This window comes from Serratia plymuthica NBRC 102599, from assembly GCF_001590925.1.
Lineage (GTDB): Bacteria > Pseudomonadota > Gammaproteobacteria > Enterobacterales > Enterobacteriaceae > Serratia > Serratia plymuthica.
This window is the reverse complement of sequence record NZ_BCTU01000013.1, coordinates 109,770-136,520: the sequence shown is the minus strand read 5'-3', so window position 1 is coordinate 136,520 and position 26,751 is coordinate 109,770. Positions and strand designations below refer to the sequence as shown.

21 protein-coding genes and 1 tRNA gene are annotated in these 26,751 nt (G+C 53.6%); 3 read left to right on the top strand and 19 right to left on the bottom strand.

Features of this window, described 5'->3' with window-relative positions; translation table 11 throughout:
- Positions 1 to 87: 87 nt before the first annotated feature.
- Positions 88 to 759: a DUF2057 family protein gene (locus tag SPL01S_RS10135; protein WP_063199362.1), complete on the bottom strand. Its 672-nt coding sequence runs from the start codon at positions 757 to 759 to the stop codon at positions 88 to 90.
- A gap of 259 nt (positions 760 to 1,018) precedes the next feature.
- On the opposite strand from SPL01S_RS10135, the gene SPL01S_RS10130 reads away from it, so the two are divergent.
- Positions 1,019 to 1,432, top strand: coding sequence for a CoA-binding protein (locus SPL01S_RS10130; RefSeq protein ID WP_020438813.1), 414 nt, complete (start codon positions 1,019 to 1,021; stop codon positions 1,430 to 1,432).
- 64 nt (positions 1,433 to 1,496) lie between these two features.
- Here the strand turns inward: SPL01S_RS10130 and hspQ are convergent, their stop codons facing one another.
- The gene (hspQ, locus tag SPL01S_RS10125) at positions 1,497 to 1,814 is read right to left on the bottom strand and encodes a heat shock protein HspQ (protein ID WP_004942817.1); all 318 of its coding nucleotides are present in this window, start codon (positions 1,812 to 1,814) and stop codon (positions 1,497 to 1,499) included.
- A gap of 61 nt (positions 1,815 to 1,875) precedes the next feature.
- Positions 1,876 to 3,066 carry a 23S rRNA (cytosine(1962)-C(5))-methyltransferase RlmI gene (gene rlmI, locus SPL01S_RS10120; RefSeq protein ID WP_063199359.1) on the bottom strand — a complete coding sequence of 397 codons (1,191 nt, stop codon included), beginning with the start codon at positions 3,064 to 3,066 and terminating at the stop codon, positions 1,876 to 1,878.
- A gap of 91 nt (positions 3,067 to 3,157) precedes the next feature.
- Here rlmI and yccX point away from each other — a divergent pair, with 91 nt between their 5' ends.
- Positions 3,158 to 3,436, top strand: coding sequence for an acylphosphatase (gene yccX, locus SPL01S_RS10115; protein ID WP_063199355.1), 279 nt, complete (start codon positions 3,158 to 3,160; stop codon positions 3,434 to 3,436).
- Positions 3,437 to 3,439: 3 nt separating this feature from the next.
- Here the strand turns inward: yccX and tusE are convergent, their stop codons facing one another.
- Positions 3,440 to 3,769: a sulfurtransferase TusE gene (gene tusE, locus SPL01S_RS10110; protein ID WP_004942823.1), complete on the bottom strand. Its 330-nt coding sequence runs from the start codon at positions 3,767 to 3,769 to the stop codon at positions 3,440 to 3,442.
- Between the two features lie 110 nt (positions 3,770 to 3,879).
- Positions 3,880 to 4,539 (bottom strand): FtsH protease modulator YccA, encoded by a 660-nt coding sequence (yccA, locus tag SPL01S_RS10105; protein WP_004942825.1) that lies wholly within the window; start codon positions 4,537 to 4,539, stop codon positions 3,880 to 3,882.
- Positions 4,540 to 4,767: 228 nt separating this feature from the next.
- On the opposite strand from yccA, the gene SPL01S_RS10100 reads away from it, so the two are divergent.
- A tRNA-Ser gene (locus tag SPL01S_RS10100) sits at positions 4,768 to 4,855 on the top strand.
- Positions 4,856 to 5,257: 402 nt separating this feature from the next.
- Here SPL01S_RS10100 and SPL01S_RS10095 read toward each other — a convergent pair.
- The 14 genes from SPL01S_RS10095 to pigA all read right to left on the bottom strand — a co-directional run bounded on the left by SPL01S_RS10095 (position 5,258) and on the right by pigA (position 26,275).
- Positions 5,258 to 5,986, bottom strand: a complete 729-nt coding sequence (locus tag SPL01S_RS10095) for a DUF1295 domain-containing protein (RefSeq protein WP_013812343.1) — start codon at positions 5,984 to 5,986, stop codon at positions 5,258 to 5,260.
- A gap of 18 nt (positions 5,987 to 6,004) precedes the next feature.
- On the bottom strand, positions 6,005 to 7,084 hold the full coding sequence (locus tag SPL01S_RS10090; protein ID WP_063199352.1) for a hypothetical protein: 1,080 nt from the start codon (positions 7,082 to 7,084) through the stop codon (positions 6,005 to 6,007).
- Positions 7,074 to 7,631, bottom strand: a complete 558-nt coding sequence (locus SPL01S_RS10085) for a 4'-phosphopantetheinyl transferase superfamily protein (protein WP_232246019.1) — start codon at positions 7,629 to 7,631, stop codon at positions 7,074 to 7,076. Before SPL01S_RS10085 ends, SPL01S_RS10090 begins: the two co-directional genes overlap by 11 nt.
- A 70-nt stretch (positions 7,632 to 7,701) precedes the next feature.
- Positions 7,702 to 8,016, bottom strand: coding sequence for a RedY/HapK family protein (locus SPL01S_RS10080; protein WP_013812346.1), 315 nt, complete (start codon positions 8,014 to 8,016; stop codon positions 7,702 to 7,704).
- Positions 8,017 to 8,028: 12 nt separating this feature from the next.
- Positions 8,029 to 10,341: a prodigiosin MBC biosynthesis protein PigJ gene (pigJ, locus tag SPL01S_RS10075; protein ID WP_063199346.1), complete on the bottom strand. Its 2,313-nt coding sequence runs from the start codon at positions 10,339 to 10,341 to the stop codon at positions 8,029 to 8,031.
- Positions 10,338 to 11,807, bottom strand: coding sequence for a D-alanine--poly(phosphoribitol) ligase (locus tag SPL01S_RS10070; protein ID WP_063199343.1), 1,470 nt, complete (start codon positions 11,805 to 11,807; stop codon positions 10,338 to 10,340). The genes pigJ and SPL01S_RS10070 overlap by 4 nt, the downstream gene beginning before the upstream one ends.
- Positions 11,808 to 11,810: 3 nt before the next feature.
- On the bottom strand, positions 11,811 to 13,781 hold the full coding sequence (locus tag SPL01S_RS10065; protein ID WP_063199339.1) for an aminotransferase class I/II-fold pyridoxal phosphate-dependent enzyme: 1,971 nt from the start codon (positions 13,779 to 13,781) through the stop codon (positions 11,811 to 11,813).
- Complete coding sequence (locus SPL01S_RS10060; protein WP_013812350.1) at positions 13,778 to 14,041, bottom strand: hypothetical protein; 264 nt, start codon at positions 14,039 to 14,041, stop codon at positions 13,778 to 13,780. The genes SPL01S_RS10065 and SPL01S_RS10060 overlap by 4 nt, the downstream gene beginning before the upstream one ends.
- Before the next feature lie 14 nt (positions 14,042 to 14,055).
- Positions 14,056 to 15,081 carry a methyltransferase gene (locus SPL01S_RS10055; protein WP_063199336.1) on the bottom strand — a complete coding sequence of 342 codons (1,026 nt, stop codon included), beginning with the start codon at positions 15,079 to 15,081 and terminating at the stop codon, positions 14,056 to 14,058.
- An 11-nt stretch (positions 15,082 to 15,092) separates the two neighbouring features.
- Positions 15,093 to 17,654, bottom strand: coding sequence for a prodigiosin MAP biosynthesis aminotransferase PigE (pigE, locus tag SPL01S_RS10050; RefSeq protein ID WP_013812352.1), 2,562 nt, complete (start codon positions 17,652 to 17,654; stop codon positions 15,093 to 15,095).
- Positions 17,651 to 20,251, bottom strand: coding sequence for a prodigiosin MAP biosynthesis protein PigD (gene pigD / locus SPL01S_RS10045; protein ID WP_063199333.1), 2,601 nt, complete (start codon positions 20,249 to 20,251; stop codon positions 17,651 to 17,653). Before pigD ends, pigE begins: the two co-directional genes overlap by 4 nt.
- A gap of 167 nt (positions 20,252 to 20,418) precedes the next feature.
- Positions 20,419 to 23,091 (bottom strand): prodigiosin ligase PigC, encoded by a 2,673-nt coding sequence (gene pigC / locus SPL01S_RS10040; RefSeq protein ID WP_063199329.1) that lies wholly within the window; start codon positions 23,089 to 23,091, stop codon positions 20,419 to 20,421.
- Positions 23,088 to 25,118 (bottom strand): prodigiosin MAP biosynthesis oxidoreductase PigB, encoded by a 2,031-nt coding sequence (gene pigB / locus SPL01S_RS10035; protein WP_063199326.1) that lies wholly within the window; start codon positions 25,116 to 25,118, stop codon positions 23,088 to 23,090. Before pigB ends, pigC begins: the two co-directional genes overlap by 4 nt.
- Positions 25,115 to 26,275 carry a prodigiosin MBC biosynthesis dehydrogenase PigA gene (pigA, locus tag SPL01S_RS10030; protein WP_013812356.1) on the bottom strand — a complete coding sequence of 387 codons (1,161 nt, stop codon included), beginning with the start codon at positions 26,273 to 26,275 and terminating at the stop codon, positions 25,115 to 25,117. The genes pigB and pigA overlap by 4 nt, the downstream gene beginning before the upstream one ends.
- Positions 26,276 to 26,751: the final 476 nt, after the last annotated feature.

The window sequence follows — 26,751 nt, the reverse complement described above, 5'->3', positions numbered from 1 at the left end:
AGATTACTGAAACTGTTTTTCACTGCCTAGCGTTTACACCGGAAAATGCGAAGAAAGCGCGCCTTTGCGTAAAAGACGCCGATCATCTTAATGGGTGGGTTGTTTATTGGCCCACTGCAGGAAACGTTTCTGAGTGTCTTTATCTGCTTGCTGAAACCAATATTGCAGCATTTGTTCGGAAACGTTTTCACCCTTCAACGTCACCGTGGGGGCGCTTAACGCCGCGTTACCCAACGGGGAGGACGACGTGCCGGTACGAACCTGCGCAAAGGACGGCACCGAGGCCGGGCGATTCTGGCTGTTGTAATCTGCCATCAGTTTTTCCAGATCCACATTGAGCGTCACGCCATCGGGGTGCAGCACGTCGTGTCTCATCGCCAGCGCGTTACCTTTTTTATCGATAACCTGATAATTAAGCGTTTTATCAAACCTCTGACCATCACGCACATTCTCAATGCGTGGCAACTCGATGGCTACGGAGCTGACATTCTGCGTATTGAAGGTGGCGATAAGCGGTGGTGAGGCATAGGCCGTTACCTCATGCTGCCCCGAACGTACGGGCTTGACGACTTTAAACAGCAACTGATGCTGCCCGCCATCCAGCTCCAGGCTGTCGGCGCCTTTTAACAACGATCCCGTCATTTTCTTGCCGTCGACCACGAGCAGGTCGATATCAGGGGAGAGTTTCAGGGTCGTAGCTACGGCAGGCATGCTGATACTGACACTGAGCAGCCCCGCAACCATCAGACCAAATTTCATCGTTATCTCCTTATAAGTGGCATCGTTATTAGTGTTGAATACGCCATGGGGTGTGTCAAAATTTTTCAGGATTGCGTATTTATTTACAAATATACATATTTATATTCATCCTGACATCATTCGCCGAGTGAATGTTAGCAGTGACAGCATCAGACCGCAAAAGTGGCTGGGAGTTTCCGGGGGGCTGCGTTTAGCCGATTTAAGGGCAATGAGTTACACTCAGCGTAGGGAAGTCCCTGTCAATTTTTGGGAGCGGAAAATGCAAGACAACGAAATTGCCAGCCTGCTGCAACAGATGAAAACCATTGCGCTGGTGGGTGCCAGTGACAATCCGGCGCGCGCCAGCTTTGGCGTGATGGCCTATTTGCTTTCGCAGGGGTATCAGGTGACACCGGTTAGCCCCAAGTTGGCGGGGCAGACGCTGCTGGGCCAGCAGGTTTATGCGAAGCTGGCGGACATTCCGCATTCGATTGATATGGTTGACGTATTCCGTAATTCAGAGGCTGCATACGCGGTGGCTCAAGAAGCCATTGCCATTGGTGCCAAGGCGTTGTGGCTGCAAATCGGTGTCATTAATGAACAGGCAGAGGCATTGGCAAACGAAGCGGGGCTTAAGGTGGTGATGGATCGTTGCCCTAAAATCGAAATCCCGCGTTTGGGCCTTGAGCGCTGAGGAAAATAAAGGCCTGGCATAGTGCCAGGCCTTTAAGGCGAGTTTCTCAGGCCAGGGTTACGCATCAGTTGCGCAGACGTGGTGCTTGTAACTGGTGACGGATGGATTCCGCCAGTTCATCCAGCGAGGGTTGTTCGGGGTGGGCGTCCTGGGCTTCCCCATCCAGCTGTGCTTCCGCCAGATAAGTGTGCACCGGTTGGCCTTCTTCGTCTTCCATCACCACGTGGTACCAAGGGGCGAACCGCAGATCGGTATTCGCCGCTATCTCATCAGCTTTGGGCTGCTCGAGGGAGTATTCAGGGTCAATATCGATAATCACCCCCAAATACCCCAGCAACTTATGCCTAACCTGTTGTCCGATACCGAATTTGCTGGCAATCATGATGACCTCCTGAGAAACAGTGCTTTACTCTCTATATGAGGGCAAAGCAGCGTATTTCAAGTTACATCACCCGGCACGCAAAGCCTTTCAAGTACAACCCTTCAGGATAAGTTGCGATAACCGGGTGATCGGCAGCCTGACGGTACTGCTCTATAAATTGTACATCACGCCCGGCATCTACAGCGGCGTCGGCCAAAATTTTCTGGAACAAATCGGTAGGCATCAGGCCGGAGCAGGAGAAACTGAGCAAAATGCCGCCCGGATTCAGCAACTGCAACGCCAGCATATTGATATCTTTATAGCCGCGACAGGCGCTGGCCAGCTGGTTTTTGTTTTCGACGAATTTCGGCGGATCCATAATGATCAGGTCGAATTTTTCACCCTGCGTGCGGTAGGCGCGTAGCAACTGGAACACATCATCGCGCACAAACTCCGCTTTGCTCAGGTCCAACTGGTTCAGTTCGACATTCTGTTTAGCGATATCCAACGCTGCCTGTGATGTATCTACGCTGATCACCTGTGAACAGCCGCCCATCAGGGCCGAAACGGCGAAGGCGCCGGTGTAGGAGAAGCAGTTGAGTACGCGGCGGCCAGCGGAGTAATTACGTGCAGCCAGGCGACTGTCGCGCTGATCGAGGTAAAAGCCGGTCTTGTGGCCTTGTTGGATATCCACCAACAGCTTCATGCCATGCTCGGTAATGGGCAGCAGAGCAGGGGGAAGATCGCCCAGCACCGGCCCCTGAGCCAACGGCAAACCTTCTTTTTTGCGCACCGCTACGTCTGAACGATCGTAGATTGCGCATTCCGGATAGCAATGCTGCAAGGCGGTAATCAGCGCCGCGCGTTGGTATTCGGCGCCGGCTGACAGCAGTTGCAGGACCAAGAAATTCTGGAAGCGATCGATGGTCATACCTGGCATACCGTCAGATTCGCCGGCAATCAGGCGATAGCCGTCCAGTCCATCACGTTTCGCTAACCAATCACGCCAGTTTTGTGCCTGCTGTAAACGGCGAATGAAGAAATCGATGTTAATCTCTTCGTCCTGCTGGAAGGTCCAGACACGGGCGCGGATTTGGGACTCCGGCGAGTAGGCGCCGCGCGCCAACCATTTGCCCTGGGCGTCGTGAATATCAATGGTTTCGCCGGAAAGAGCTTTACCCTCAATACGTTGAACGGCACCGGAGAATACCCACGGGTGGCGACGAAGTAAGGACTTTTCACGTCCTTTGGCGAGATACAGGCGTACGGTCATAATTAAGAATGCTGCCAGCTAGGTAAAAAGAGTGACATTGCCGTGCGGCGCACAGGCAATGCCATAAACGAAAGTTAATAAGGAGCGGATTATGACACAAGTTTGCATTGCTGCGTATGTCTATGGCGTGGTGCAAGGGGTGGGGTTTCGCTATAACACTCAGCATCAGGCGACGGCGTTGGGGTTAAGCGGTTATGCGCGCAATCTTGACGACGGCAGCGTAGAAGTGGTGGCCTGCGGCGAACAACCGCAGGTGGATAAGCTGGTGGAATGGCTGAAGAACGGTGGCCCGCGCAGCGCACGTGTCGATCGCGTGTTGGTCGAACCCCGAGGCACGGCCGATTACCGGGGGTTCAGTATCCGCTATTAACCTTTAGATGCATTTTACCGGTTTCGGCAGGCCGGCGATTTTTGTTGCCTGCTTGGCCGGGCCTTTTGGAAACAGGCGATACAGGTAACGACTGTTGCCTTTCTCTTCACCGTATTTCTGCGCCATGGCTTTCACCAGCATGCGGATTGCCGGTGAAGTATTAAATTCCTGGTAAAAGTTGCGCACAAAGCGCACCACTTCCCAGTGCGCCTCGCTTAGCGTTATCTCTTCCTGCGCAGCCAGCAGCGGCGCCAGGCCCTCATGCCAGTCTGCGCTGTTTTTCAGGTAACCTTGCGCATCAGTTTCAATAATCTGGCCTTCAAACTCCAACATACTGCCTCGATAACGAATGATTCAGAACGGCCGCCAGTTTAACAAATTTTGGTTGTCGCAAAAAACAAAACCCCGCCGAGGCGGGGTTTGAGTGTTTGGCAAGCGTTGACTCAGTTGCTGCGCGCGAAGCCCAAAATGCTTAACAGGCTGATGAACATGTTGTACAGCGACACGTACAGGCTGACGGTGGCGCGGATGTAGTTGGTTTCGCCGCCGTGGATGATATTGCTGGTTTCCCACAAGATTGCGCCGGCGGAGAACAGAATAAACAGCGCACTGATCGCCAGATGCAGGGCAGGAATTTGCAGGAACAGGTTAGCGATTACCGCAACCAGCAGCACCACAAAGCCTGCCATCATCATCCCGGACAGGAATGACATGTCCTTGCGCGTGGTCAGCACGTAGGCCGAACAGCAGAAGAACACCACTGCGGTGCCGCCCAATGCCAGCATGATCAGATCGCCGGCCCCGGTATTAATGAACGAACTGAGGATTGGACCCAGCGCGTAACCCATAAAACCGGTCAGCGCGAACGCCGCCAGAATGCCCGCCGGGCTGTTCGCCAGTTTGTGGGTCAGGAACATCAGGCCATAGAACCCGACCAGCATCAGCAACAGGCCCGGTGCCGGTAGCCCCAGCATGGTGCTGGCGGTCGCGGTCAGCGCGGAAAACGCCAGCGTTAACGAAAGCAGGAAGTAGGTATTGCGCAGAACTTTATGCGTGCTGAGCAACGAGTCGCGCGAGGAGGATGAGACGACAATACGGTCCATAATGATCTCTCTTATCAGGTCATCACAAAATTAGTTCCGATGATAGGCAGCGCAAGCGTTTGATTAAAGTTTGTTTACCAATCTTTACCCTTAGTTATCATTGCTGTCACTCTGAGCTGTCGTTGGTGGTTTCTTCAACGCTCGCACGCCGGATGCTGTTTTTTCGTTCGGTTGAGCGGTAATGGGCTTTACAAGCCGATTGGCTCTGTTTATAGTTCGGCTCGTTGCGGAGGGGTGGCCGAGTGGCTGAAGGCAACGGTCTTGAAAACCGTCGACGGGAAACCGTTCCAGAGTTCGAATCTCTGCTCCTCCGCCATACATTCTGACCCCGTGCTCTTCGAGCGCGGGGTTTTTTGTTTTATGGACTTTCAGTATGCTGCCCAGTATGGCATGGGCCATTGGCTTCATGCGTGTACATTATCCTATGTTGCGCTGAGATCTTCACTTTTTACCCCTATCTTCCCTCGCTGGCTTTGCACCAAAATAGCCGTCATTACCCGCTAGCCATACGTCGGTGGATAATGAATATGAGATATCGTCATAATCGTGATGCCGACACTTGCGGATAATGCCGCGCCAGACTCTCGTTTATCCTGTCAACCCGAGCCAGTCACTTGACTATGGTCGCGGTTAACGCCGGCTGTCTAAAGTTGGCCTTATGACCGAAGGTATCAGAAGAGGGGTGGCCAACCCCCGGTCTGCCGTTGGGGTGCGGTAGCTAAAAGATGAACGGAATAAAACATTTTACTTTGCGTTTATATTCGAGCCAGGCGTCACCATAACGCTGCTCGGCCATCTTTTCGCTTTTAGGGATCGCATCGGCAAAATACTGAATCAGATTGGTCAGTGGCGCGATGATGCCAAATACATTGCCAGCCAGCAGCCCAAAGCTGGTGAAGATCAAAAAGTCACCGAAGTAATTAGGGTGCCGTGCCGTTGCCCAAAAGCCGGTGTCGAGAATTTTCCCCTTATTGCTTGGGTCCTGTTTGAAACGTCGCTTTTGGTAATCACTACCGAAATGATATAGGGTGCCGAGACAATAAACACCGATGGCCAGCCATTGCAGTGTTCCCAATGGCCCTTGTAATTGACTGGCCCAGTAAAAGGGCAGGCAATATAACCAACCGAAGATATTGACCATCATTACCGCTAATAGCGGTACCTGTCGAATGGGCATCACGTTCTTGAGTTTCGACGCGGCAGTATTATCATACCAGCGAGTGAGTACGATATTCATGCGCAGCAGGTAAATTACAATAAATATTATAATCAGTGCTTTATGCGATATATCTCCCTCGCCAAAGTAGCAATATACCAGCGCGACCGGGCCCATTGAGTTAAACCCCCATAAGAACATGGGCCGGGTATCTTGCGCTTTTTGGCTGGTGACAAAGGCCAGTACTGACAGGGTGAGCAATACCACTACCAGAGTAATCCAAACATCCATTTTATACTCCTTTTCAGGTTAAAATTTGCTGACATCGGCCTTGGTTTCAGCGGCCGAATGTTGATGTGATACGGTTAAAATACTTTGCCAACTGCGCCTGGGAGTGGCTGCGCCAGATTGTTGCAAATGACCAAAGCGTGCGAAAAAAACGGCTGGGTTGACCAGCGCCAGCGTATCGGACAGGGCATGCCGTGCACTGGCGTGTTGCACCAGCACGCTGATCGGATGCAGGCCCCATCCCCATGAGTGTAAAGTCAGCCACAGCTGACCCAGCGTCATGCCGGCGATAAACAGGTGTTCGTCACTTTCATCCTGCAGGCTCATTGCCAGGTATTGCGGCCCTTCGCCCACCTGTTTTGCCAACCCTTTCGCCATCATGGCGGGCAATTGCAAACGCGTGGCCAGCGGGGTCAGTTTCGGGTGAAAGGCGATCCGGAAAACGCACTTGAACAGGTTGGAGACCGGGCCAAACAGGTTATGCAGATAGAAACCATCCTCGGTGTACTGACGTTCATTAAACCGAATGAACTGATAGGTTTCTTGCCAAGCCTGATGATGAGAGAAATCAAGAGACGCATATCGAGTGGTAAGGTGGGCGACGGCATGGCGCACCGGCTCACCCTGGTAGAAGTGAAGGGTGACCGGGGAGCCGTCGAATAAAGTCTGTAGGCATGCCTGCTGTATTGGATTCACCTGCGTTGGCTGATAAGGCGCCCTGACGGTGCGCCGTTCTGTAATCGCTTTGGCTAATTGTGAGTAAGCATTGATATCGGCGGTGATAGGCATCGCCGGTGTAAAGGAGATCAATCCCCCAACAGGATCATCCCGATGCGTACCTTCCCACCGCCAGTCAAGCGGGTAACCGGCGTGTTTTAGCAGAGTGCTGACATACTCGAAGAAAAGGCCACAGCTCATCAGCATTTCTCGCTCCAGTGAGGGTAATCCTTTGAGCGCGCGTGGTCGGTCGATGGTGACCCAACCTTGTTGAGTATCGGCATGGTAGCGGACTGACCATGGCTGGCAGTTATGCGAAGAGGGCGCGAGGCGGGCTATATCAACTCCGTTTTGCAATGCCTGCTCAAATGCGTCATTTCTCATGGCGATAGATCCCCCGTGAGCAAGAGATAACGTCAATGTCGGTATCAGGCATGGCAATCGTCCCGGTTGGAAAGCACAGTGCGCACACCCATTCCAAGCTGTACCACAACCAGAACTGCCTGCGTTCGAGCCGGGCTGATAAGGTGGAAACCTGCGACTGTTGCCAGTCGATATGGATATCCCGCAATGGGTAAGGCAAGCCTTGCCCGTGACTTTTTAAAAAAGCTTCGCGAATAGCCCAGGCCGCAGAGGTTTGCACATATCCCAGGGCGTGTTCATCGACAGTAAAGGCCAGACGCCGCGCGGTGGCGCTAAATGTCCGATACTGTTGCAGATCAATGCCCACTGCAGCATTGCTGGTCGCTCCCGCATACCAGGAGTGCGAATGGCTGACGGACACCTGTCGCCATCCCAGCAAGGGATGTTCGCCAATCGGTTGGCCAGAAGCATGATGACGCAGTATGAACCCCGTTGTGCACCAGACCTGATCCAACAGCGCCAGGGTCAGTTCACGGGCATTTTGTTTCACCCGCCGTTGACGATACAACCTCGGTTCTTTTGCATCGGCAGCAGCGTGTGCAACAGCAATGACGACGCGGGACGGCATTCCGCCACTATTACAGCCGATAGCCATCAGCAATCCGCTCACCGGTAATTTCGTTAACGACTTCAGCCAACTGATTAAACCGGTTGACCAGACTGTGGAACAGCGGTGTTTGCATCTGTTGCTCAAAGCGTTGCAACGAATTCAGGTGAATAATCTCGATAAAATGAAATTGGGCATCCGCGCTCTGACTGATCTCAATAACCTCGAAAGCCTGTACGGCACTCAGTTGTTTGCAGGCTGCATAATCGCTGGTTTCCACCCAGTCGCGAAAAGCGCCTCGTTGGGCGATGTCTTTCAGTCGAATTTTATGGATGATGACGTGCATAGGGGCCGCCTTTTATGATGATTGGTTGATGACCATATGGTAGTTGATGCCGCCGGTGCCAAAGGCGTTGATCGCCGCTTGGCGCTCTCCCTCATCCGGCTGGGGCCAGGGCATTGCCTGCTGCGGAATCTCTGCGGGGATATCGTCCAGTGGCAAATGGCTGTTCAGCTCAGAGACGGGCGTCGGGGGAATTTGCCCATGTTCGAGGCCGCTTAACACTTTGCATAGACTCAACGCCCCGGCACCGGCAAAACAGTGTCCAAAGTTGTACTTCACCGATCCCAGATATAACGGGACATCAGCAGCGCGGCGATAGCTCCCTTGCAGGGACTGTAGCTCGGATTTGTCGCCCAGATCGGTGCCTGTACCGTGAGCCTCAAGATATTGCACCCTCTGGGCATTGATCTCGGCCAAACCCAAGGTTTTCGCGATCGCCAGCGCCTGCCCCTGAGGTGAAGGGGCGGTCATGGAATGGCTGTCACAGGAGCCAGATATCGCCTCAACGGTGGCGATGGCCTGGGGTGATGGGTGATGGGTCAGAATGAAAAAACCGCCGCCATCGCCAGGGGTAAATCCATCAGCGTTTTTTGCGAACGGGCGCATACGTGTGGCGGAAAGCATCATTTGCGCGCTACACAAAACCAGATCCCGCTCCAGTGTCGCGGTTTCGATCCCGCCGACCAGCACGGCATCATAACGGCCCGCCTGCAATGCTCTAACCGCATTGTGCAAAGCGGCCAATGAACTGGCGCAGGCGGCTTCCACCGCATAACAGTCGGCGTTGACCCCGAGAGACTGAGCCAAAAGCTGTGCCGTGCCGATACCGCAGGCACCATACCAGCTCCAGACGGTAAGCTCAGGCTGAGCCGGCAGGGGGATCGCCACTGCTGAGTGCGGCAGATCGGGCCACAAGGCCGTCGTCGCCAACAGACGGTCGGCGCTCAACGACAGGTTGCTGGCGACCACAATGGCGATGCGTTCGAATTGGCGTACCTTATCGGACCATAAATGACAGCCGTTCAGTGCGTATAACTGCGTGACATCCAGCCGCAGTTTCTTGGCGGGCATCATCGGCTTGTTGAGGCTGACATCATGTGGACGGTGTGTCGGGAAACTCATTGCCCGCTGAATATAAGTGCTCAGTTTTTGTGGTGTGGCGCGCAGGAACGCGTCGGGATGAAGTTGCTCCGCACTCTGTGTCCGTAAAGCATCGTCTCCGGTTACCAGCGTTTGCCAAAAACGGTCCTTGTCCAACCCCTGTGCGGTCACCGGTTGATAATCTATGATCGCCACGCGATCCTGCACGGCAGGGGAAAATGAGTGGGTTTGCGTCACGCTGATCTGCCAACTGCGCCCGGTAAAGGATCGTCCCCCACAATGCTGGCGCTGATTCAGCACCATCTCGACAATCTGACTGAAAACCTGGTTGGCACCGGAAAAATAGCGAGGAGGCGGGAACTGCATTTCGTTTTGCCCTTGTCCGCCCGGCAAGGTTATCAAATCACCCAACAGCGTGATCACCGGCCATCCCTGTTCACTGGCTACTCTTTGCGGGCAAACGACCAGACTGATGGCACCTTCCTGCCAACAGACCTGCTGAGAGACGCCTTGTTCAAGTAACATGTATGCCTGCGGACGGTGGTGGAAACATTGCACGGACGTCAATACAGCCATCCGACTGTCATGATAGCGAAAGCAGTCCTGAGCTAATTGCAGCAAGCGCAAGCCGCCCAGATCGGCACCATCGAGAGTCTGGCATTTGCCGCGCGTCTGCGAAAAGTGTGCAATGCGAGCCGGAATGCTGGAGGCCATTTCGCCCACCCGATCATGAGACGAGCTGCCGAATGTTTGGGCCAACTGCTGCTTATAATCATCGAGACGGCGCATCACCTGCGCGGGCGGGAGGCCCTGCGCCCTGAGTTGTTCGGCTAACACCCGCAGCGCGCTGATTTTGGTTGTATTGCGATAGGCGGCATCACTGCCTAAATGTGTTGCGCAGAACTGATCGCAATGGTCACGCAGTGTCGTCGGCAGCGACAATGTTCGCAGGGCGTCTTCAGCCGCTCGCAGCGCCAGACGCGTTTCCCGACTGACCGCCAGCTTGAACAACGGAGGAATAGAGAATTTTTTGAAATCAAATGCCGTATCGTTCACCAGTCGCCCCTGGATCGGTCGAGCGGCTTCACTCCACGGCAAGAGGGAGGCGGATTCATAGCCGGCTTCCCATTGGGCGGGGGTGAGCAAATCATCAAATCGTGCAATGTCGGGCAACGCGCAGCCAATGCCGACCAGAGCCAGTGGCGCGGTGCGGTTGTTCTGGCTCATCGGGCAGTCACCTCTGCCAGACGCTTGCGATCCACCTTACCATTGGCATTCATCGGCAGGCTGTCGGTGATGACCAGTGCGTTGGGGATCATGTAAGGGGGAAGGCGAGGTTGCAGGAACTGTTTTAGTTCCAGCAGACCCGGTTGTGCGGTGCCGGCATGGATGCTGACGACCATGACCAGCTTTTGTTTCAGTTCCCCATGTTCGACATATAAAGCGGCTTGACTGATGGCGGGATGGTGATGGAGTACCGACTCGATTTCGCCCAGCTCCACCCGATACCCATTAATTTTTATCATGTCATCCACGCGGCCACGGAAAATCAGACCTTCTCGTGTCATTTCGACCCAATCGCCGGTTGCATGACACCGTTGCGAGTGTAACTCGGTCTGGCGGGCCACCCTGACATTACTGTAACCCGGAGTGACGCATGGCCCGCTGATCAGCAGTTCACCGCTGATCCCCAGCGCGTGATCGAGCGGATAGCGGTGACCGCTTTCGTCCTCCAGTTGTGCACTAAGTCCTGTCAGTGGGTAGCCTATGGGAATGTGTTCCAGCCGGTTCAATAGCGACCGATCTATGGTGTAGGCAGTGCACACATTGGTTTCCGTCGGGCCGTACCAATTGCTGATCCGACACTGGGGCGGCAAACAGGGCAACAGCCGGTTCAACGCGGCGACCGGGTAAGGCTCTCCGGCAAAAGTGACTTGCCGCAATGACTGAGTGACGCCTTGATCCAACAGCAAGCTTTTTTCCAACATCACCAGAATGGAGGGGACGCTGTACCACACCGATATGCCATGGGTTTGCAAACCCTGGGTAATGGCCTGGCAGTCCTTCTGTTCTTGTTCGCGAACGATCCAGGTTGCGGCGCCGACGCTGACACCGGCAAACAGATCAAAGGTGCTCAGGTCAAAGGCAAAACTCGCGTGGTTGGCCAGAACATCCTGCGCCGTTAGCTGAGTGTCCGCTATGGCCCATTGGATAAAAAAAGTCAGCATTTCGTGGCTGATTTGCACCCCTTTCGGGGTGCCTGTTGAACCGGAGGTATATAAAATGGCGGCAACAGGATTGGCGAATCTGTCGCTCTCCGGCTGCCACTGCGTCTCGGTGTCTGAGGGGAGCGCCGCCAACCAGGCCTCATCGATAACCAGCGCGGGTTCAGCTGCGGCAATGATACGTTCAATCCGTGCCGCAGGCTGGCTATAGTCAATAGGAACATAGTGGTTACCACTGATCCAGGTGGCATATATCGCGGCAACGGTGTCCAGACTTTTCGGCAGCTTGAGCAAGATGGCCTGCCCCGATAGCCCTTGTTGGCGCAGGGTGGCGGCGATAATCTGAGCGCGCGCGCTCAGTTGCCGAAAATGCCATCGTTGCTCGCCGCACAGCAATGCCGTGCGCTCCGGGATCTGCCGTGCGTGCTCCTGCAACCGGCCCAACACCCAAGGCGTGAAGGTTGTCATTCCTTAGGCCTCCTTGGCGCTCGCCGGTTCTTTCCGGCGTACTGACGGGGTGACGGATACGCCGGTTTCCAGAGCGGACTCTACCAGTATGGCAAAGGCTTCATCCAGGTCATCTCTCGTGTGTTCACTGGTGATGCTGATCCGCAAACGCGCATCTCCGACGCTCACGCCGGGGAACACCACGGTTTGGCAGAACAGACCACGCGCCCGAACGGCACGACCAAAACGCAAGGTCCTGGCATCATCACCGACTACGATCGGCACAATGGCGGAATCCGAATGCTCAAGGTCAAACCCGGCATTCAGCAGCAGAGTGCGGAAGTAATAGATGTTGTCCCACAGTTGCGTTAAACGTTCGGGTTCACGCAGCATGATATCAATTGATGCGATCACGCCGGCCGCTACTGCGGCGGGAATGGTGGCGGCAAACACGTAAGAGTTGGAGTAAAAGCGCAAGAACTCCACGACATCGGCGTCAGCGCAAACAAACCCTCCTAATCCCGACAAGGCTTTGCTCATGGTGCCCAATTCCAGATCGACCTTGCCCTTCATATTAAAATGCTCTGCCGTGCCTGAGCCGGTTTTGCCCAAAACGCCGGTTGCGTGGGCATCATCAACCAACACTCTGGCCCCGTAACGTTCGGCCAGTTTCATTAGTCGCGGCAGATCAACGATGTCGCCGTGCATGCTGAAAACCCCGTCGGTTACAATCAATTTTCCGCCGGGATGATCTGCATATTTGGCCAGAGATTGTTCCAGACTGGTCAGCGAGTGGTTATAGATTTTACGCTGTGCGCCTGCCAGCTTGCAGCCATCCTGAATGCTCATGTGATTGATGGCATCGGTAAATACCAGGTCATGCCTGCTGGTCAGCGCCGAAATGCAACCCAGGTTAGCCGAATAACCAGAAGGGTAGACAATACAGTCTTCACGCCCTTTGAGTTTGGCCAGTTTGCGCTCCAGTTCCAGGTGCAGCACATTGCTGCCGGCGATGATGCGGCATCCGGTATTGGTGGCACCGTATAAACCGGCGGCGTCCTGAATGGCGTGAATGACTTCCGGATGGTTTGACAGCCCTAAATAGCTGTTGGAACCGAACATCAAAAACTCGCGGCTTTTGCCGGTGGTTTCATCAAACATGACCGCCCGGTTTTTGCATGGGGTCTCCAGCGGCATGCCGTACCAGTAAAGCTGTTGCGCTTTTTTCTCTCGGTAAAAGGCTTGGAATTCCCGTGCCTTATGAAAAAGATCCGGGTGCTCAATACCGACGAAATCACGCATGGTGCGTGGATCGCCGATGTCATCGCAATCCACTGGCGAGGCCGATGTCACCGTCGCCGCAGCGGCATCATTGTGGCTGGTGAAGGCCTCCCGATGTGCAGTTGGAACGCTGAAATGTGTAAACCACTGAGGGCCTTTTTCTTGTTCCAGGCGAGTTGCCAGACAGCGTTGCCACTCTGACAAGGTATGGCAGTGTGTCAACGCGGTAGCGTCATGTAGCTGCAGTTGTTTCAATAAATCGCTTTGGGCAGACACCACCGCCACCGAGTCAATCCCCAGGTCTGCTTCAATGGCGACATCGGGCGTCAGCTCTTTGACATCGTAACCACTGTGTTGGGCGAAAATCTGCTGGATCAGGGCGTTAAGCCACCGATCGGGATCGCCGGTGGCGTCTCCCGTTGCACCAGGTTGTTGTTTCGGCAGTTGGAATTCACGTTGCAAAATGTGGTCGAGAGCATCCTGAATAGTTTTTATCTCTTGAGTCACCAGTGGCGTGCTCAACTGAAATTGCCGGGTCAGTGAGGCGGCAATTTCAGCCAGTGCAATGGAATCTATCCCCAGGTCATTTTCCAGATGACTGGTTAAGGCCAGCGCCGAAAGATCGTACTCGGTCAATTGCGCGAAGGTGTGTAATACGGAGTGCTTGAGGGCATCATGGTTTTGAGCCAATGCAGTGTCAGATTGAATGTTCATACCTCACCTCCCAGCACCGGATCTGTCTTCAACCGTTGAACCAGTTCAACCATCGCTTGTACCGAGGAAAAATTTGCCGGGTGGATCTCATGCATGCCAATCTTGACGTTGGATTCTTGCCGCAGGAAATCCACCAGATCAAAAATGGATGCGGAGTCAACGACGTTAAGCTCAAACAGCGGGGTATAAGCATTCAGCCCTTGCTTGTCGCCATCGAGAAATTGGGTGGCGATGTGGTGTATCAGTTTGCTTTCCAACATAGTGAACTCCCGTATTAATTGGTTGTTTTTTCGCCGACAATCAGGGTGCGAGGGCCGGGGATATCCATGATTCGGACCTGACTGAATCCTGCCTGCCTGAATCTGGTCAGATATTCCTGAGGGCTGCTCTCTATGCCGCCATCGGTAGAGACCAACATGTTCAGTGACAGCAATGCGGTGAACTCCGGCCCAGATTTGTCTGCATTTAAGGGGGTTTCCGAAGCGATAAATCGGCCGCCGACCGGCATCGCCTGGTAGATATTGCGCAAAATGGCCAATTGGGTTTCAGGGGCATAGTCATGAAGCATCCAGCCCAGATGGATCAGGTCATAATCGCCGATCGGTAAATCGCCGGTGATGACATTGCCTTCAACGACCTGGATGCGTTCGCCGTAACCTTGCGCTGTCAGCTTGTCGCGCAAGAACGCAGAGGCTTGCGGCAGTTCGCAAATGGCCAGCCTGATGTCGGAAAAAGCACTGGCGACAGCGATGGGCAGGTTGCCAATGCCGCTGCCGATATCTAAAAAAGCTCGATGTTGCGAGAAATCGTAATCGCGGATAAATCCGTCGATAAAGGGGGCGGCAAATTTGCCCAGGAATTCCTGAAAGTCAACTACGTCATCCGGATTTTGATACAGGATATCGAACCAACTGCGATCGTCGCCGAAGACGCTCTGACGCTGATGCGCATCATTTTCTACCGCCAATTTCAGCTTGCCCCACAGAGGGTACAAGAAGGTATCGATATGGCGGCCCAGCCATCCCAGCCACTGCGGCTGATCGCTGACCAGAAATGTCCGATGCTCCGGAGGCAGGTGATAGAGATCGCCCCGTTTTTCAAGATACCCCATGGCATGAAGTGCAATCAGCAACTGCTCGCTGGAACGCAGCGGACTGTCGATGCGCGTCGCTATCTGTTGCGCGTCGCGATCCTGATCGCGTAAATGATCGAACAGCTTTAAGGCCAGAGCGGCGGTCAGGGCTTTGGCTTGAAAAAAGCCCATCATCTGGTTCACTGCGTCTTGCTTGGTTAATGCCATTTCACAGCCTCCTATTCTAAAAAGGTGGATAGTTCATCGCACACCGTGGCGAATGCGCTGACGAAACGATCGATCTCTGCTTTGTTAATGGTGAGTGGGGGTTGAATGCGGATCACCGTCGAGCTGTTGGCGGTTATAAACGTCAGGATCTTGTGGTCCTGACAGAGCTTGGTGACAAACTTCATGCAGAACATTTCACCCAGCGACTGCTCCATGCGATCCATGGCCGCTTTCAAGTGGGCCTGCACTGGGTCGGGCAGGAATTTCCAGGTGGTGTGCCAGTCTCCGGGCAGGCGGGTGGCAAACTCGCGGGCAGAAGCACTGACCGCTCCGGCAAAGGTTTGATCGAACTGGATCCCCAGCATCAGACCGCGCCCGCGAATTTCTGCGACGAAGGGATAGCGTGCGGCGACGTCGGTCAGCGCCTGTTTAAAATAGGCACCCAGCCGTTCGGATTGCCCGACCAGATCCTGGGCCAGGATCTCCCGCAAGGCGCTAAGCGCCACCACTGAAGCGACGTTGCCACCGCCAAAGGTCGAGCTGTGCACCAGGAAGCGGTCTGCTGTGCCATAGGCTTTCTGCCAAATATCGGCCCGGCACAGGGTGGCGCCAATGGGGAGAAGCCCACCGCACAGCGATTTTGACAGCATCAGAACGTCTGGCTCGATGTTATCCCATTCACAAGCAAAGAGTTTCCCGGTGCGTCCCAGCCCGGTTTGCACTTCGTCGACCATCAGTAAGGTGTCAGTCTGGCGACAAATCTGCTGAACCGCTTGCAGGTAACCGTCCGGCGGGATATGAACGCCGCCTTCCCCCTGAATAGGTTCGATCATCACGGCACCGATATCGTCGCGGTTCAGCACCTGACGCAATGCTTCTATATCGCCAAACGGCACTTCAACCATCGAGTCCAGCAGCGGGGTAAAATAGCGGCGGTGTTTGTCGCGACCGGTGATGGACAGGGCGCCCAGTGTCTTGCCGTGGTAGCTGTTCTTCAGGTAGGCGATACCCGGTTTACCGGTCGAGGCTTTGGCGATCTTCATGGCGGCTTCTACCGCCTCGGTGCCTGAATTGCTGAAGAAAACCCGGCCCATATTGCCTGGCGACAGCTGGCAGAGTACTTCGGCAAGCTTGGCGGTTTGTTCGGGAATTGAAATGTATTGAATAAAGTTGGGACCTTGAGCATCGAGATAGGTTTTCAATGCATCGATCACCGGCTGCGGGTTATGACCGAGATTGAGGCAACCATAGCCGGCCACCATATCCAGAAAAGCCTCGCCGTCGGTGGTGTAGAGCTGGGTGCCCGCAGCGCGGCGGAATACATTGTCGCAATGCTGCAGTTTGAGGAAATCCACCATCATCGGGTTAATAAACTGGCGATAACGGTCGAGACTGTCCTCCCGAGCGGGATCTTGCGCGATAATAGCGTCGATAAAGGCCAGACGCGTCTCGCTCTGTTTGGCAACGTCCGACTCGCCGGCATAGATATCCTGGTGGTAGTAACGCTTGAGGTTAATGACGCTCTGGCGATCAATCCGCTCGCCATATGAGGCCAGAGGATAAGCCATGAAACCGTGGCGCTCGGCAATTTCACCGATCTCCAGCACCTTCTCCGGCGGCAGATAACGGCCCAGCGAGAAGTTTTCCCGGCGGTTCTCCAAAGACAACACTATGGTTTCCGCCATACAGCCATTCATCTGCTGTTTGATAGTCACATTCAGCGACTCACCTCCCAGCTTGACCGCATCCGTTGCCGTTACGCAGCCGCCATCGATAATCAGAATGTCATCCCGATTTGGGCGGGTGTCAGCCTTGATATCTCTGGGCAGCGCGACGTCGATAAAAATAGATCCAGGCTGCAATTTATACGGGTCGATCACGCCCCCCGCAGAAGTTGCCGCGGCAAAGAGTTTGCAACGTGGGTATAAGTCATTGGGGTCGCTGGTCAGGGTCACTTGCGCGTGATACTGGTCGGGCAGATGGCTGAGTAATTCTTCCCGGTCATGGTTACCGGCGCGGTGCAGCAAATGAAGGGAAAACCCCTGCGCAAGCAATAATCGACTCAGTGCCAGGCAGATAGAACCCGGATAGCCGACAATCGCCACCGGTTCCTGATCCGGTTTAATATCCAGCCAGGATTGAATTTGCATCATGGCCTTGTAACCGGCATAGGTGGTCAATGAATTGCCGGAGGTGACAGGAACCGGGGATTTTTCGGCAGTGGCTTCGCCACGTCGACCCACAATGGAAGTAAACCCGCCCAAACCAACCAGTTCTGCTCCTTCTCCGGCCAACTCTTCAATACCTTGCACTACCCGATTGGCGATGCCACGGGCATCGGCCAGCATTTCATCGGCGACCAGCGGCATATATTTGATCACCCCTTCGCAGGTGGCGCCGGTAGCCGAGGTGATTCTGGCAAAGTTCATAAATGGCACCAGGTTTTCGCGGACCCAAAGGTCGCGTTTGTAACCGCTATGTTGCTCAGTCGAATTACGCTGCAGCAGGTCGAGCATTTTGACGTAACGTTTTAAACCAACCGAGGTCGGATGAGCGATAAATCCAAACTTCATGATGTGGCTTCCTTTGTTTGATCTTGGTCGAAGGCGGTACTGGTTGACTCCGGTTGCAGGGCGGCCCAGGCTTTGCGTTCTTGCAGCGCATCCTGATCGCAGGGGTCACGTTGCCAGCCTTTGGCGGTGGCCAGCGAGATGCCGTCACCTTCGTTGTTATGCCCCAATACCACGGAAAACAGGTTGAGACGTTTCGGGGTGGTCAACGCCTGGCGGATGGCGTCTTCATCGAAGTGGGTGAGCGTTTTGCCCTGGATGTGGAAGTTATTTATCCGTTGTTCGAACTCCGGTTGATCCACATTCACCAGACGCATTTGTCGTGATGTTCGATTAAATAGAATGCGTTCCTGGTAGGTGTTAATCACCGACAGGCCACCATTACAGAAATAAAAGACGGTGATGCTTTTATTAAGCAATTGCGGGTGAGTGAGAATATTGTCGATAAAGGCCGGCAGAATATCCGGCACTATCCCTTTGGCCCCGTCGCCGATAAACGCCACCACATGGCTTGGGCTGGTATAAGCCAGATAGCTGGTGGCCAATAGCGCATCGCCCATCAAGGCGCGGCCATACCAGCCGGAGAAACCGCGCCGGGTTTTCGCGACATTGCGCACCGCAGAGATACCGCAACGGCCCACATCGTAGACGCCGGTAAAATCGAAGTTTTCCGTCTCGATTAAATTCTCTATCACCTGATTCAATTGGCAAAAGAAGTAGTTGGCCGACATCGGCAGGCTGGGCAACTGACTTACCACGTCGGAAGGGGAATCCAGATAGGCGGCAATCAGCGCCCGGCGTTTATCGCGCAGCGCGGGGCTGACGGCAAGATGGGCTTTTACGGCGCGCAAAAAAGCCAGGCAATTCATGTGCAGATGCACATCGGCATACGGCGACAGGTGCTGTTCATCATGGGTGAGTTGCACCAGATGCACCTTGCGCTCCAGGCGACCGTCGGAAAATGGCGTGGTGATCTGAGCGACGCGGCTCTTAATCATAAACAGACTTTGTTCGCTCATGGCGTTGAGCTTGTCGTTGGTGTGCAGATAGTTGTACACCCGTGGACTGTAGCCATAAATTGCCAGGGTGCCCAAATAATGGGGGTTACGTTTACCTTGGTAATATTTGGGGGCTGAACCTGGGTGCGCTAATGAGTCCACCAGCGCGAGGCCGGCAGCATCGGCAATTTCATGGATCAGGGCGTACTCGTCATCACTGACTGGGCCAAGTTGCCAAAGTACTCTCTCGGGGCCCTCGTTGAGCAGCGCCATCGCTTGGGTAAAGCTGTCGGTTATTGGCGGGACGTCATCGTTCGGCAGGTTGGATATCGATACCGCTTCCTCAATGTCGCCTTCCAGCGAAAGGGTAGATTCCAGCACGTTTTGCGTCGCCAGGATCACCACCGGGCCGAGGTTCTGATGATAAAGGCGAAATGCTTCGCTCAGACCGGCGACTATCCCTTCTACGTCGTCAATATAGACATACGGAATGCGTTTGGCGGTCAACACCTCACGCATGTCTTCCGTCGGCGTCAACGTACCCTGAAAGCCATACCACAGATTGCTGCGGTTTTCCGCCGCGACAATAATGCCCTGGGCCGCGGTTTCCTTCAGGTTGGTTAAGGTGCCCTTAAATTCATCCATCATGCCGGAGGTCACTATGCCCAAAAACGGTATGCGATAAAGCTGCCAGTTGGCCATGGCGCCACAGGCAATGGCATGTTCGTTGGGACCGCGCAGAATGAGCGCGCCACGGGCTTCGGCATGCCGGTCCAGATAACCGATTAAGTTGGAGATGACCGAGCCGGTGTAGTAAGACACCAGCCAGCGGTTTGCGGTGGTGCGTTCAAAGAACTGAATCAACTGTTCGCCGAGGGTATTGTGCAGCGTCAATGCGCCGATCGGCTTGACCCGGCGATTGGTGTAATTCATTTCAAAAAAGTCCATCCACAGACATAACAATTCAGTCTGGAAGATCGCCGGATCTTCGCTGCGGACAATCTCGCGATATTGCTGGGGCAAATAACGGAACGGAGAACGCAATTCACGAATAAAGGCGACGGTCGAAAAGGTGGTGTAAAACGCCGGAATGCCGCTGGTTTGCAATGCGCTGTAAAATGCATCCAGATCGCGGTCAATTTGTTCAATGCTGTTGTCAGCGTGTGTAGGCGATATCTGGTCGTAGAACAACATCCCCAAATGGAATGCGGGGCGCTGTTCCAGAGCATGGGTGTAAATAATTTTACCCGTCGCCTCCGCCAGGCTGGCACATTGGATGATGCGGATATTGATCGTTTTATTCTGACTTTTCAGGAAATGGACGGCTTTTTCACGCGCTTCCAGATACAGCGAATCTGATTCCAATTCAAACAGCTTGGGGGGAAGCTCCGACTGGATATGGACACGGTTAAACACATAATCGCGAATGTCATTCAACACACTGAGCCCGGTCTGGAAAAATGCCGGATTACGCGTTACCACGACGACGCCTACCGTAATGGTATCCGGATCCATTCCTCGACATGACGTTGGGTCCGCCTGCCAAATTTGCTCATAGGAAGCGGAGTTTGCTGGTCTTGCTTGTCCTGTCATGGTGCTCATGATCGAATTCCTTATGTAGCCAAAATGTAGTGATGACATGGGTCGATCGGGCAAATTTGGCACTATAAAGCCCGCAACGGTTCTGCCTGCGGCGGGGGGCCGTCTGCATCAACCATCGTTAAGTACGGCGGGTCGCCGCGATTTATTTCTGTTGTGTAGGGCGTGGATCAGCCATCAGCGTCAGGTTCTTCTCCGCGTTGGATAATGACCGTTCCGCTATCGCCATCGAGGATCAGAGTGTCTCCGCTGGCAATCAGTTGGGTGGCTACTTTCAGGTTGACTACGGCGGGGATGCCAAACTCTCGTGCCACAATGCAACTGTGTGAAAGCGTGGATCCGATATCGGTGACAATACCGGCCGCCAGTGCGAATAACGGTGTCCAACTGGCGTCGGTAAAGCGCGCCACCAGGATTTCGTTGGGTTGAAGCTCACCAGCCTGGGTTGGCAGGTCGGTAATGACTCGCGCTTTTCCCACCACTTTGCCGGGGCTTGCGGCAAGGCCGGTGAATACGCCGGCGGTATTATCCGCTGCGGGGGTTTTCATTTTCGGCGTGTAGGAACCGATAATCGCCAACGGCGGCTCTTCAGCATGCAAGTTCAATAAATGCTGGTGGCGATTCTGATCGAGCAGTGTCTGCGCAAAAGCCTGTTGTGCCGGGATTTTACCCGCCATATAGGCGCGGAACTGCTCGAAATCGACATAAGGGAGGTCGCTCATTTTAACGACGCCCTGAGTTTCCAGGCGTCGCAGAACTTCCAGCATAATGCAGCGATAGAACCAGGTTTCGGTGATAAAGGTGGGGCGGGTGGCCTCACGGCGTTCGGCCATCACGGCATATAGCCTGGTCAGGGTTTTTAACTTGAATCGACCGACCCATGTCATTTCTTTGAACAGTGCTTCGCTGTCCTGATGACGCAGCCTTTCCGTTTCTCTGAGTTTCTTTTGCAGATCCACCGGGTGCTGCAAATACATTTTCATTACCTGCAACAGATAACTGGGATCATCATTCCAGCGCGGAATACTCAACTCAAATTCCTGGCGACCACGGGTGCCAAATTCAAACAGGAAATCCTTAAAATCGCCCTGCCAGAATACGCGGGAGATCTCATCTTCGGGCAAGATGTTGACCAATTCATTGGCGCTGTGCTGTTCAAACAGCGCTTTCAGCGCAGGTTGTCGATTGACCTTGTCCACCATTTTGATGATACCCAGTGTCACCTCAATGGTGCGCAGGTTGTTCATCGACGCCTTGATGCGATTTTGCAATCCCTGGCCCCGGCCTTTGAGATAGCGTTCGCAGGTTTGAGCCAGGGCGTCATAGAGGGCAAATGATTGCAGGAAAAAAGGCATGTAGGCGGCGCAACTGTCGAGGAAAAAGCGGTCAACCCGTTGCAGTTCTTGCTCCAGTTCAACCAGAGACAGGGCGGTTAAATCCAGCGCCAGAAAGCGGCGGGTTTCCTGTTGGCGTAAAGCAATCATCTGTTCGACGGTGTTGGCGGCACTGCGCAGATTGTGAACCTGCTGTTTGAGCCAATACCAACCACTTTTGACGTAGCTCCAGCCTTGCACGCCTTTCCCATAGGGATTCTCATAATGGCTGAAATCAATGTCGGCGGTGGCATAACGGGTGGTGAATTTCATTTCATCACGGGTCGGCGGACACTGCCTGAGCATATAAGCCGAACCGGAAATATTCAGATAAACATAGCCCTGTATATACCCCATGTAGATTTGCCAATCGCTGATATCAGCAAGTCCCATGGTTTTAATCGCCGGGCCATGAATATGTTTCTGGTAGAACCGACAAAACGACAATCCCAGCGGCGTCATCAATCCAGTGACAATCTCTCCGGTGTCCATCCGCGAGAAAAAGGCCCGATCCTTGATCGCCTGATCGTTCTCCCAGGGATTGGCGTAGATAACCTGAGCAGGCTTGGCCTGGGTAGTGACAGGCCGTGCCTGTAGCAGCCAGACCTGGTTATCTTTTACCGCCCATTCAATATCCAGTTCGGTGCGGTAAATAAGTTGGGCCTGTCTGGCCAGGGTGACCAATTGACGCAGCTGCTCCGGGGTCAAACTGGGTATATCGCGTTTGGCCTCAGGGGTGGACAGTAGCGTCACTTGCCCCTGAGCATCCCGCTGGCAGTAATGCGATTTGTGGCGGATTTGCCGATCGCAAAGGTTGGCACTGGCTTTGTCCAGAGTGAAGCTGTCCGTGGTCACCTGTCCGGAGACCACGCCTTCTCCCAGGCCCCAGCAGCTGTCGATCACCACCTGATCGGCATTGCCGGTCAGTGGATCCTGGGTAAACATCACCCCGGCGGCATCGGCGTCCACCATCACCTGCAACACCACGGCAATCTCGCTTTCCGAGGCGTGCGTCTGGCTGTAGTGCGCCGTCCGTTCTGCCCACAATGACGCCCAGCAGGATTGCACCTTGCGTAATACCTCCTCGGCGCCCTTAACATGCAGATAGGTGTCGTACTGTCCGGCAAAGGATTGATGTTGGCCGTCTTCCTCCAATGCCGAGGAACGAACGGCAATGGAGGCGTCATCGCCCAATTGCTGATAAGCGTCGTTGATTGCCTGCTGCAAAGAGGTGGGCACATTAGCGCCCAGAATAATATCGCGTACCTCGCCTCTGGCACCCTTCGTCAATATCTGCCCGGGAACTGTGGCTTCAATAAATTGCTGGTAAGCCTGGACGGTGATGCAAAATGCCGGCGGTACCGGCAGGCCGGCTTTGATTAGATGATTTAATGAATACCCTTTACCACCCAGATGGTGATGCTTCAGCATCGGATCACCGGAGAGTTCGACAATCAGTGAGCGACTCATGACGACATCTCCAGATTGGCGGCGAAATCTATTGGGGGGAACTCCTGAGCCAGAGCCGCTTTCACAGCCGTTGCCGCCTCAAGCCCGGCAGACACCGCACTTTCAATATTGCCGATACCGACGCTGTCCTGATTGGCGAAATGGATGTTTTTAAACGGTTGGCGAGCAAGGTTAAACACCCCCTGCGCTTGTTGCCCGACCACGGAGGTCACCAGTCCCGCTGGCCAATACCAGATGTGGATATCTTCGATCATGCTGGCGGGGATCCCCAGGTTGCGCAGGACTTTGGCGATTTCGACATAGGTTTGCTGCTGCAACGCCACAAACTCGTTTTTTGCGGTACGATCCTGGCGCTCCGAGCGGGTGGTGGGTTTCAGCAAGGTCAGAACACCGACGTCGGCACCCGCCTGATTATCCATCCAATTGGCGACCAGACAGGTGCCTGCTTTACACCAGGAATACGGCTCGTTGGCTGCGTCAGGTTCGATCAGATAACCGCCGAATGAATGACTGAGCAGGGGTTTTTCCAGCAAGACATTCGCCAGATAATAATCTTCGTGGCGGATTTGCTCGAGTGCGGCCAACTGTTCGGCAGGCAGCGCCGGTAGCCAGCTTGCCAGTTCGGTTTTGGGTGCAGCCCAAATCACTTGTCGGGCCATCACCCGGCTGAGTTCGCCATTGACGATGACCTCAATGAGCGTCCCGTTTGGCTGAGGGGTGATGGCTTGCAGTTGAGCATGACTTTGCAGCCGGATAGTGTCATGGCCGCTCAGGTAATCGTACAGACCGGCGCTGATGCCGCCATTTCCCCCTGGCAGCGTGACCAGATTTCCGCGCAGGTAACCGACCAGAAAATGCAATCCGACATAGGCAGATACGTCATGAATATCCAGACACTCAACCCGCAGTGTGGTGGCCACGGCATTTTCCACTAACTTGCCCAGTTTACGCGGTGGTTGCAGATGTTCCGGCAACGGGCCGAGTTTGTCCGGCTCAAACAGATAGTCGTGAAGGGAAAGGTTATCCAGCAGCGCCATGTGCTCATGACTCCAGGCGCTGTCCGGTGTCCAGGGCAGACTTGGATAGTGTTTGCTGCGTGGGGAGAATTTATCCAGAAAAGTATAAAGCTCGGCAAAAATAGGGTCGCCCAGTTGCTTGGCTGCCACGACATAAGGTTTACCTATAATCGCATGTAAAAAAAGTTGGCCGGTCAGTCCCCAAACCGAGAGTTTGAGCAAGTAGGCGGGGTATTTGAGAAAACCCAGGGTGACCTCACCCAGGCAACGGAGCAGTAAAAAGGTATCGAAAAAAACCAGGGTATCTTTTTCATTGGATTTGTAAGCCTGATCCAGGCCGACTTTTTTCAGCAGGCGCATCATGGACGAGTCTGGCTGCGGTTGCTGAAAACAGACCCCGGCGATGGGGAATTTCAGCGTGCTGACGGTGTTATAACGGGCATTTCCGCCGAAGGTTGGGCTTTTTTCCAGAACCAGAACCCGCTTGTGGGTCAACTCAGTAGCCGCTGTCAACCCAGAGACGCCGCCACCAATAATCACCACATCATATTCGTCTTCCAGTGGCGGGGACGTGGGGGGGGCAGGGAGCGTAACGGGCGTTGAAAAGGCGCGAGTGGGGAAGGTCCGTGGCTGCGGCTTGCGGCGATATTGCACATGCAGCATATAAAATGCGGCCAGAGCGAAGAGGGCGTCTAAAAATATGACCTGCGGCTGGGAATGATGTAACAGGGTGACAAAGATGGCCATCATCAGCAGTTGACCGTAAATCACTAACGTAGTCCAGAGCGGGTTAAGCATCAACACCAACCCCGATCCGAACAGCACTGCGCCTACCAGAATATTGACTGCTGCGCCGTGTTCCGCCAGCCAGAAAGTGATCCCCTGATACCAGGTACCCTGGTTGGCAATCGCCGCTAGCTTGAGAGTTTCAGCCACACTTTCCAGTTCAGGGAAGGCTTTGGCCAGCCCCGCCAGCATATAAAGAACGGCAAAGAGTCGTTGAATAATCATAATGCCGTTCCCCGTAAACCCAACTTACGGGCCACAATTTCTCTTTGGATATCATTGGTGCCGGAGAAGGTCCGACTGGGGATCATATTCAACAGATGGCGAACCAGACCAAGCTCTTGATCCATGGCGGCTCCACCAAAGGTTTGGATGGCATCGAGGCCGGATTGGACCGCGTATTCAGAGATTAACAGCTTGCTCATGGCGATATCGGCTTCAGCCTCAAGACCTTGATCGTGTCGCCAGCAGGCGCGATAGAGCATTAACCGGCACTGTTCCAAGCGTAACTTCATATCAATAATGCGATTGGAAACTGACTGGAATTGGCCTATCGCCTTGCCAAATTGCCGACGTTGCTTGGCGTAGGCCAGGGTGGTTTCGAGCAGGCGCTCCATCGCGCCGATAAACAGGGCGGACAGACAACCTTTCTCCCATATCATCGAGTCATGGAAGATCGCGCCTCCCGCCCCCGGTTTGCCGATCAACTGGGATTGCGGGATAAAGAGATCTTGAAAAGTCACCTCACTCCAGGGGCAATTGGAAAGACAATCTTTTGGGCGGACTTCGCCCACGGATAATCCCGGCGTGCCTTTTTCGATCAGAAAAGCCGAAACGCCCATAAAACCGTGGTCAGGATTAGTTTTGGCGTAAGCGATAAAGAGGTCGGCGATAGGGGCGTTGGTGATAAAAACTTTATTGCCGTTAAGTATATAGCCACCGTCGCAGGGCTGTGCCGTCGATTTCATACTATAAATATCCGAACCGGCATCGGGTTCGGTTGCGGCATTGGCCGCAATTAAGCTGCCGGTGACCAGAGGTTCAAGATATTTGGCTTTTAATTCACTGGAACCAAAGCGATAGAGCGGAATAACGCAGGCACATAAGTGGGCGCAGAGTGAGAATGAAAGGCCTATATCGCGGCTTCCTCTTCCCAGGGCCTCTATCATCAATGCGGTGTCTAAAGCCCCCATTTCCAAACCACCAAAGGTGGATGAAACAGGGCCACGCACAAAACCATAAGCGGCCGCTTGTTTCCATAAATCAATGTTTACTGTCTGTTGCGATAGCCTGGAGTGTGCATTTGGATCCAGAACATTAAAGGCAAAACGATAGGCTGACTCATACAGTTCCACTTGATTATTTGAGAATTTAAAATCCATGCAGCACTCCGCAACTTATAGAATTAATTAATTTCGCTAATACATATAGTCGCGAGAAAAAGAAATCTCAAACGCACGCAATGCTATCAAATGTAAATAAATGTTTGTTTTTATGGTCATATATTGCAGTTTTATTAAAATAATATCCTATCTAATTGTTTTTTATTGTTTTTATGAAATGTCGTCTTTGAAATAATAAATTACAAACATCAATGTGTTTAATATAAATAAAACTACATATATTAAATTATAAATTATTAATGTGTTAATTAATTTATACGGAGGAAGTCTTTTAGGGTTGATTTTTAAGATTGATTATTAAGGCGTTTAAATCTGACCGCGTATCCGTTAATTCGAAAATAAATTCAATGATTAATGATATTATTACCATCTTAATTATATGCTGCCTTACATTCTGTCATCAGGGTGATCATGTAGGTGTATATCACCCAGCGGTATTAGATAGGGGAAGTGCG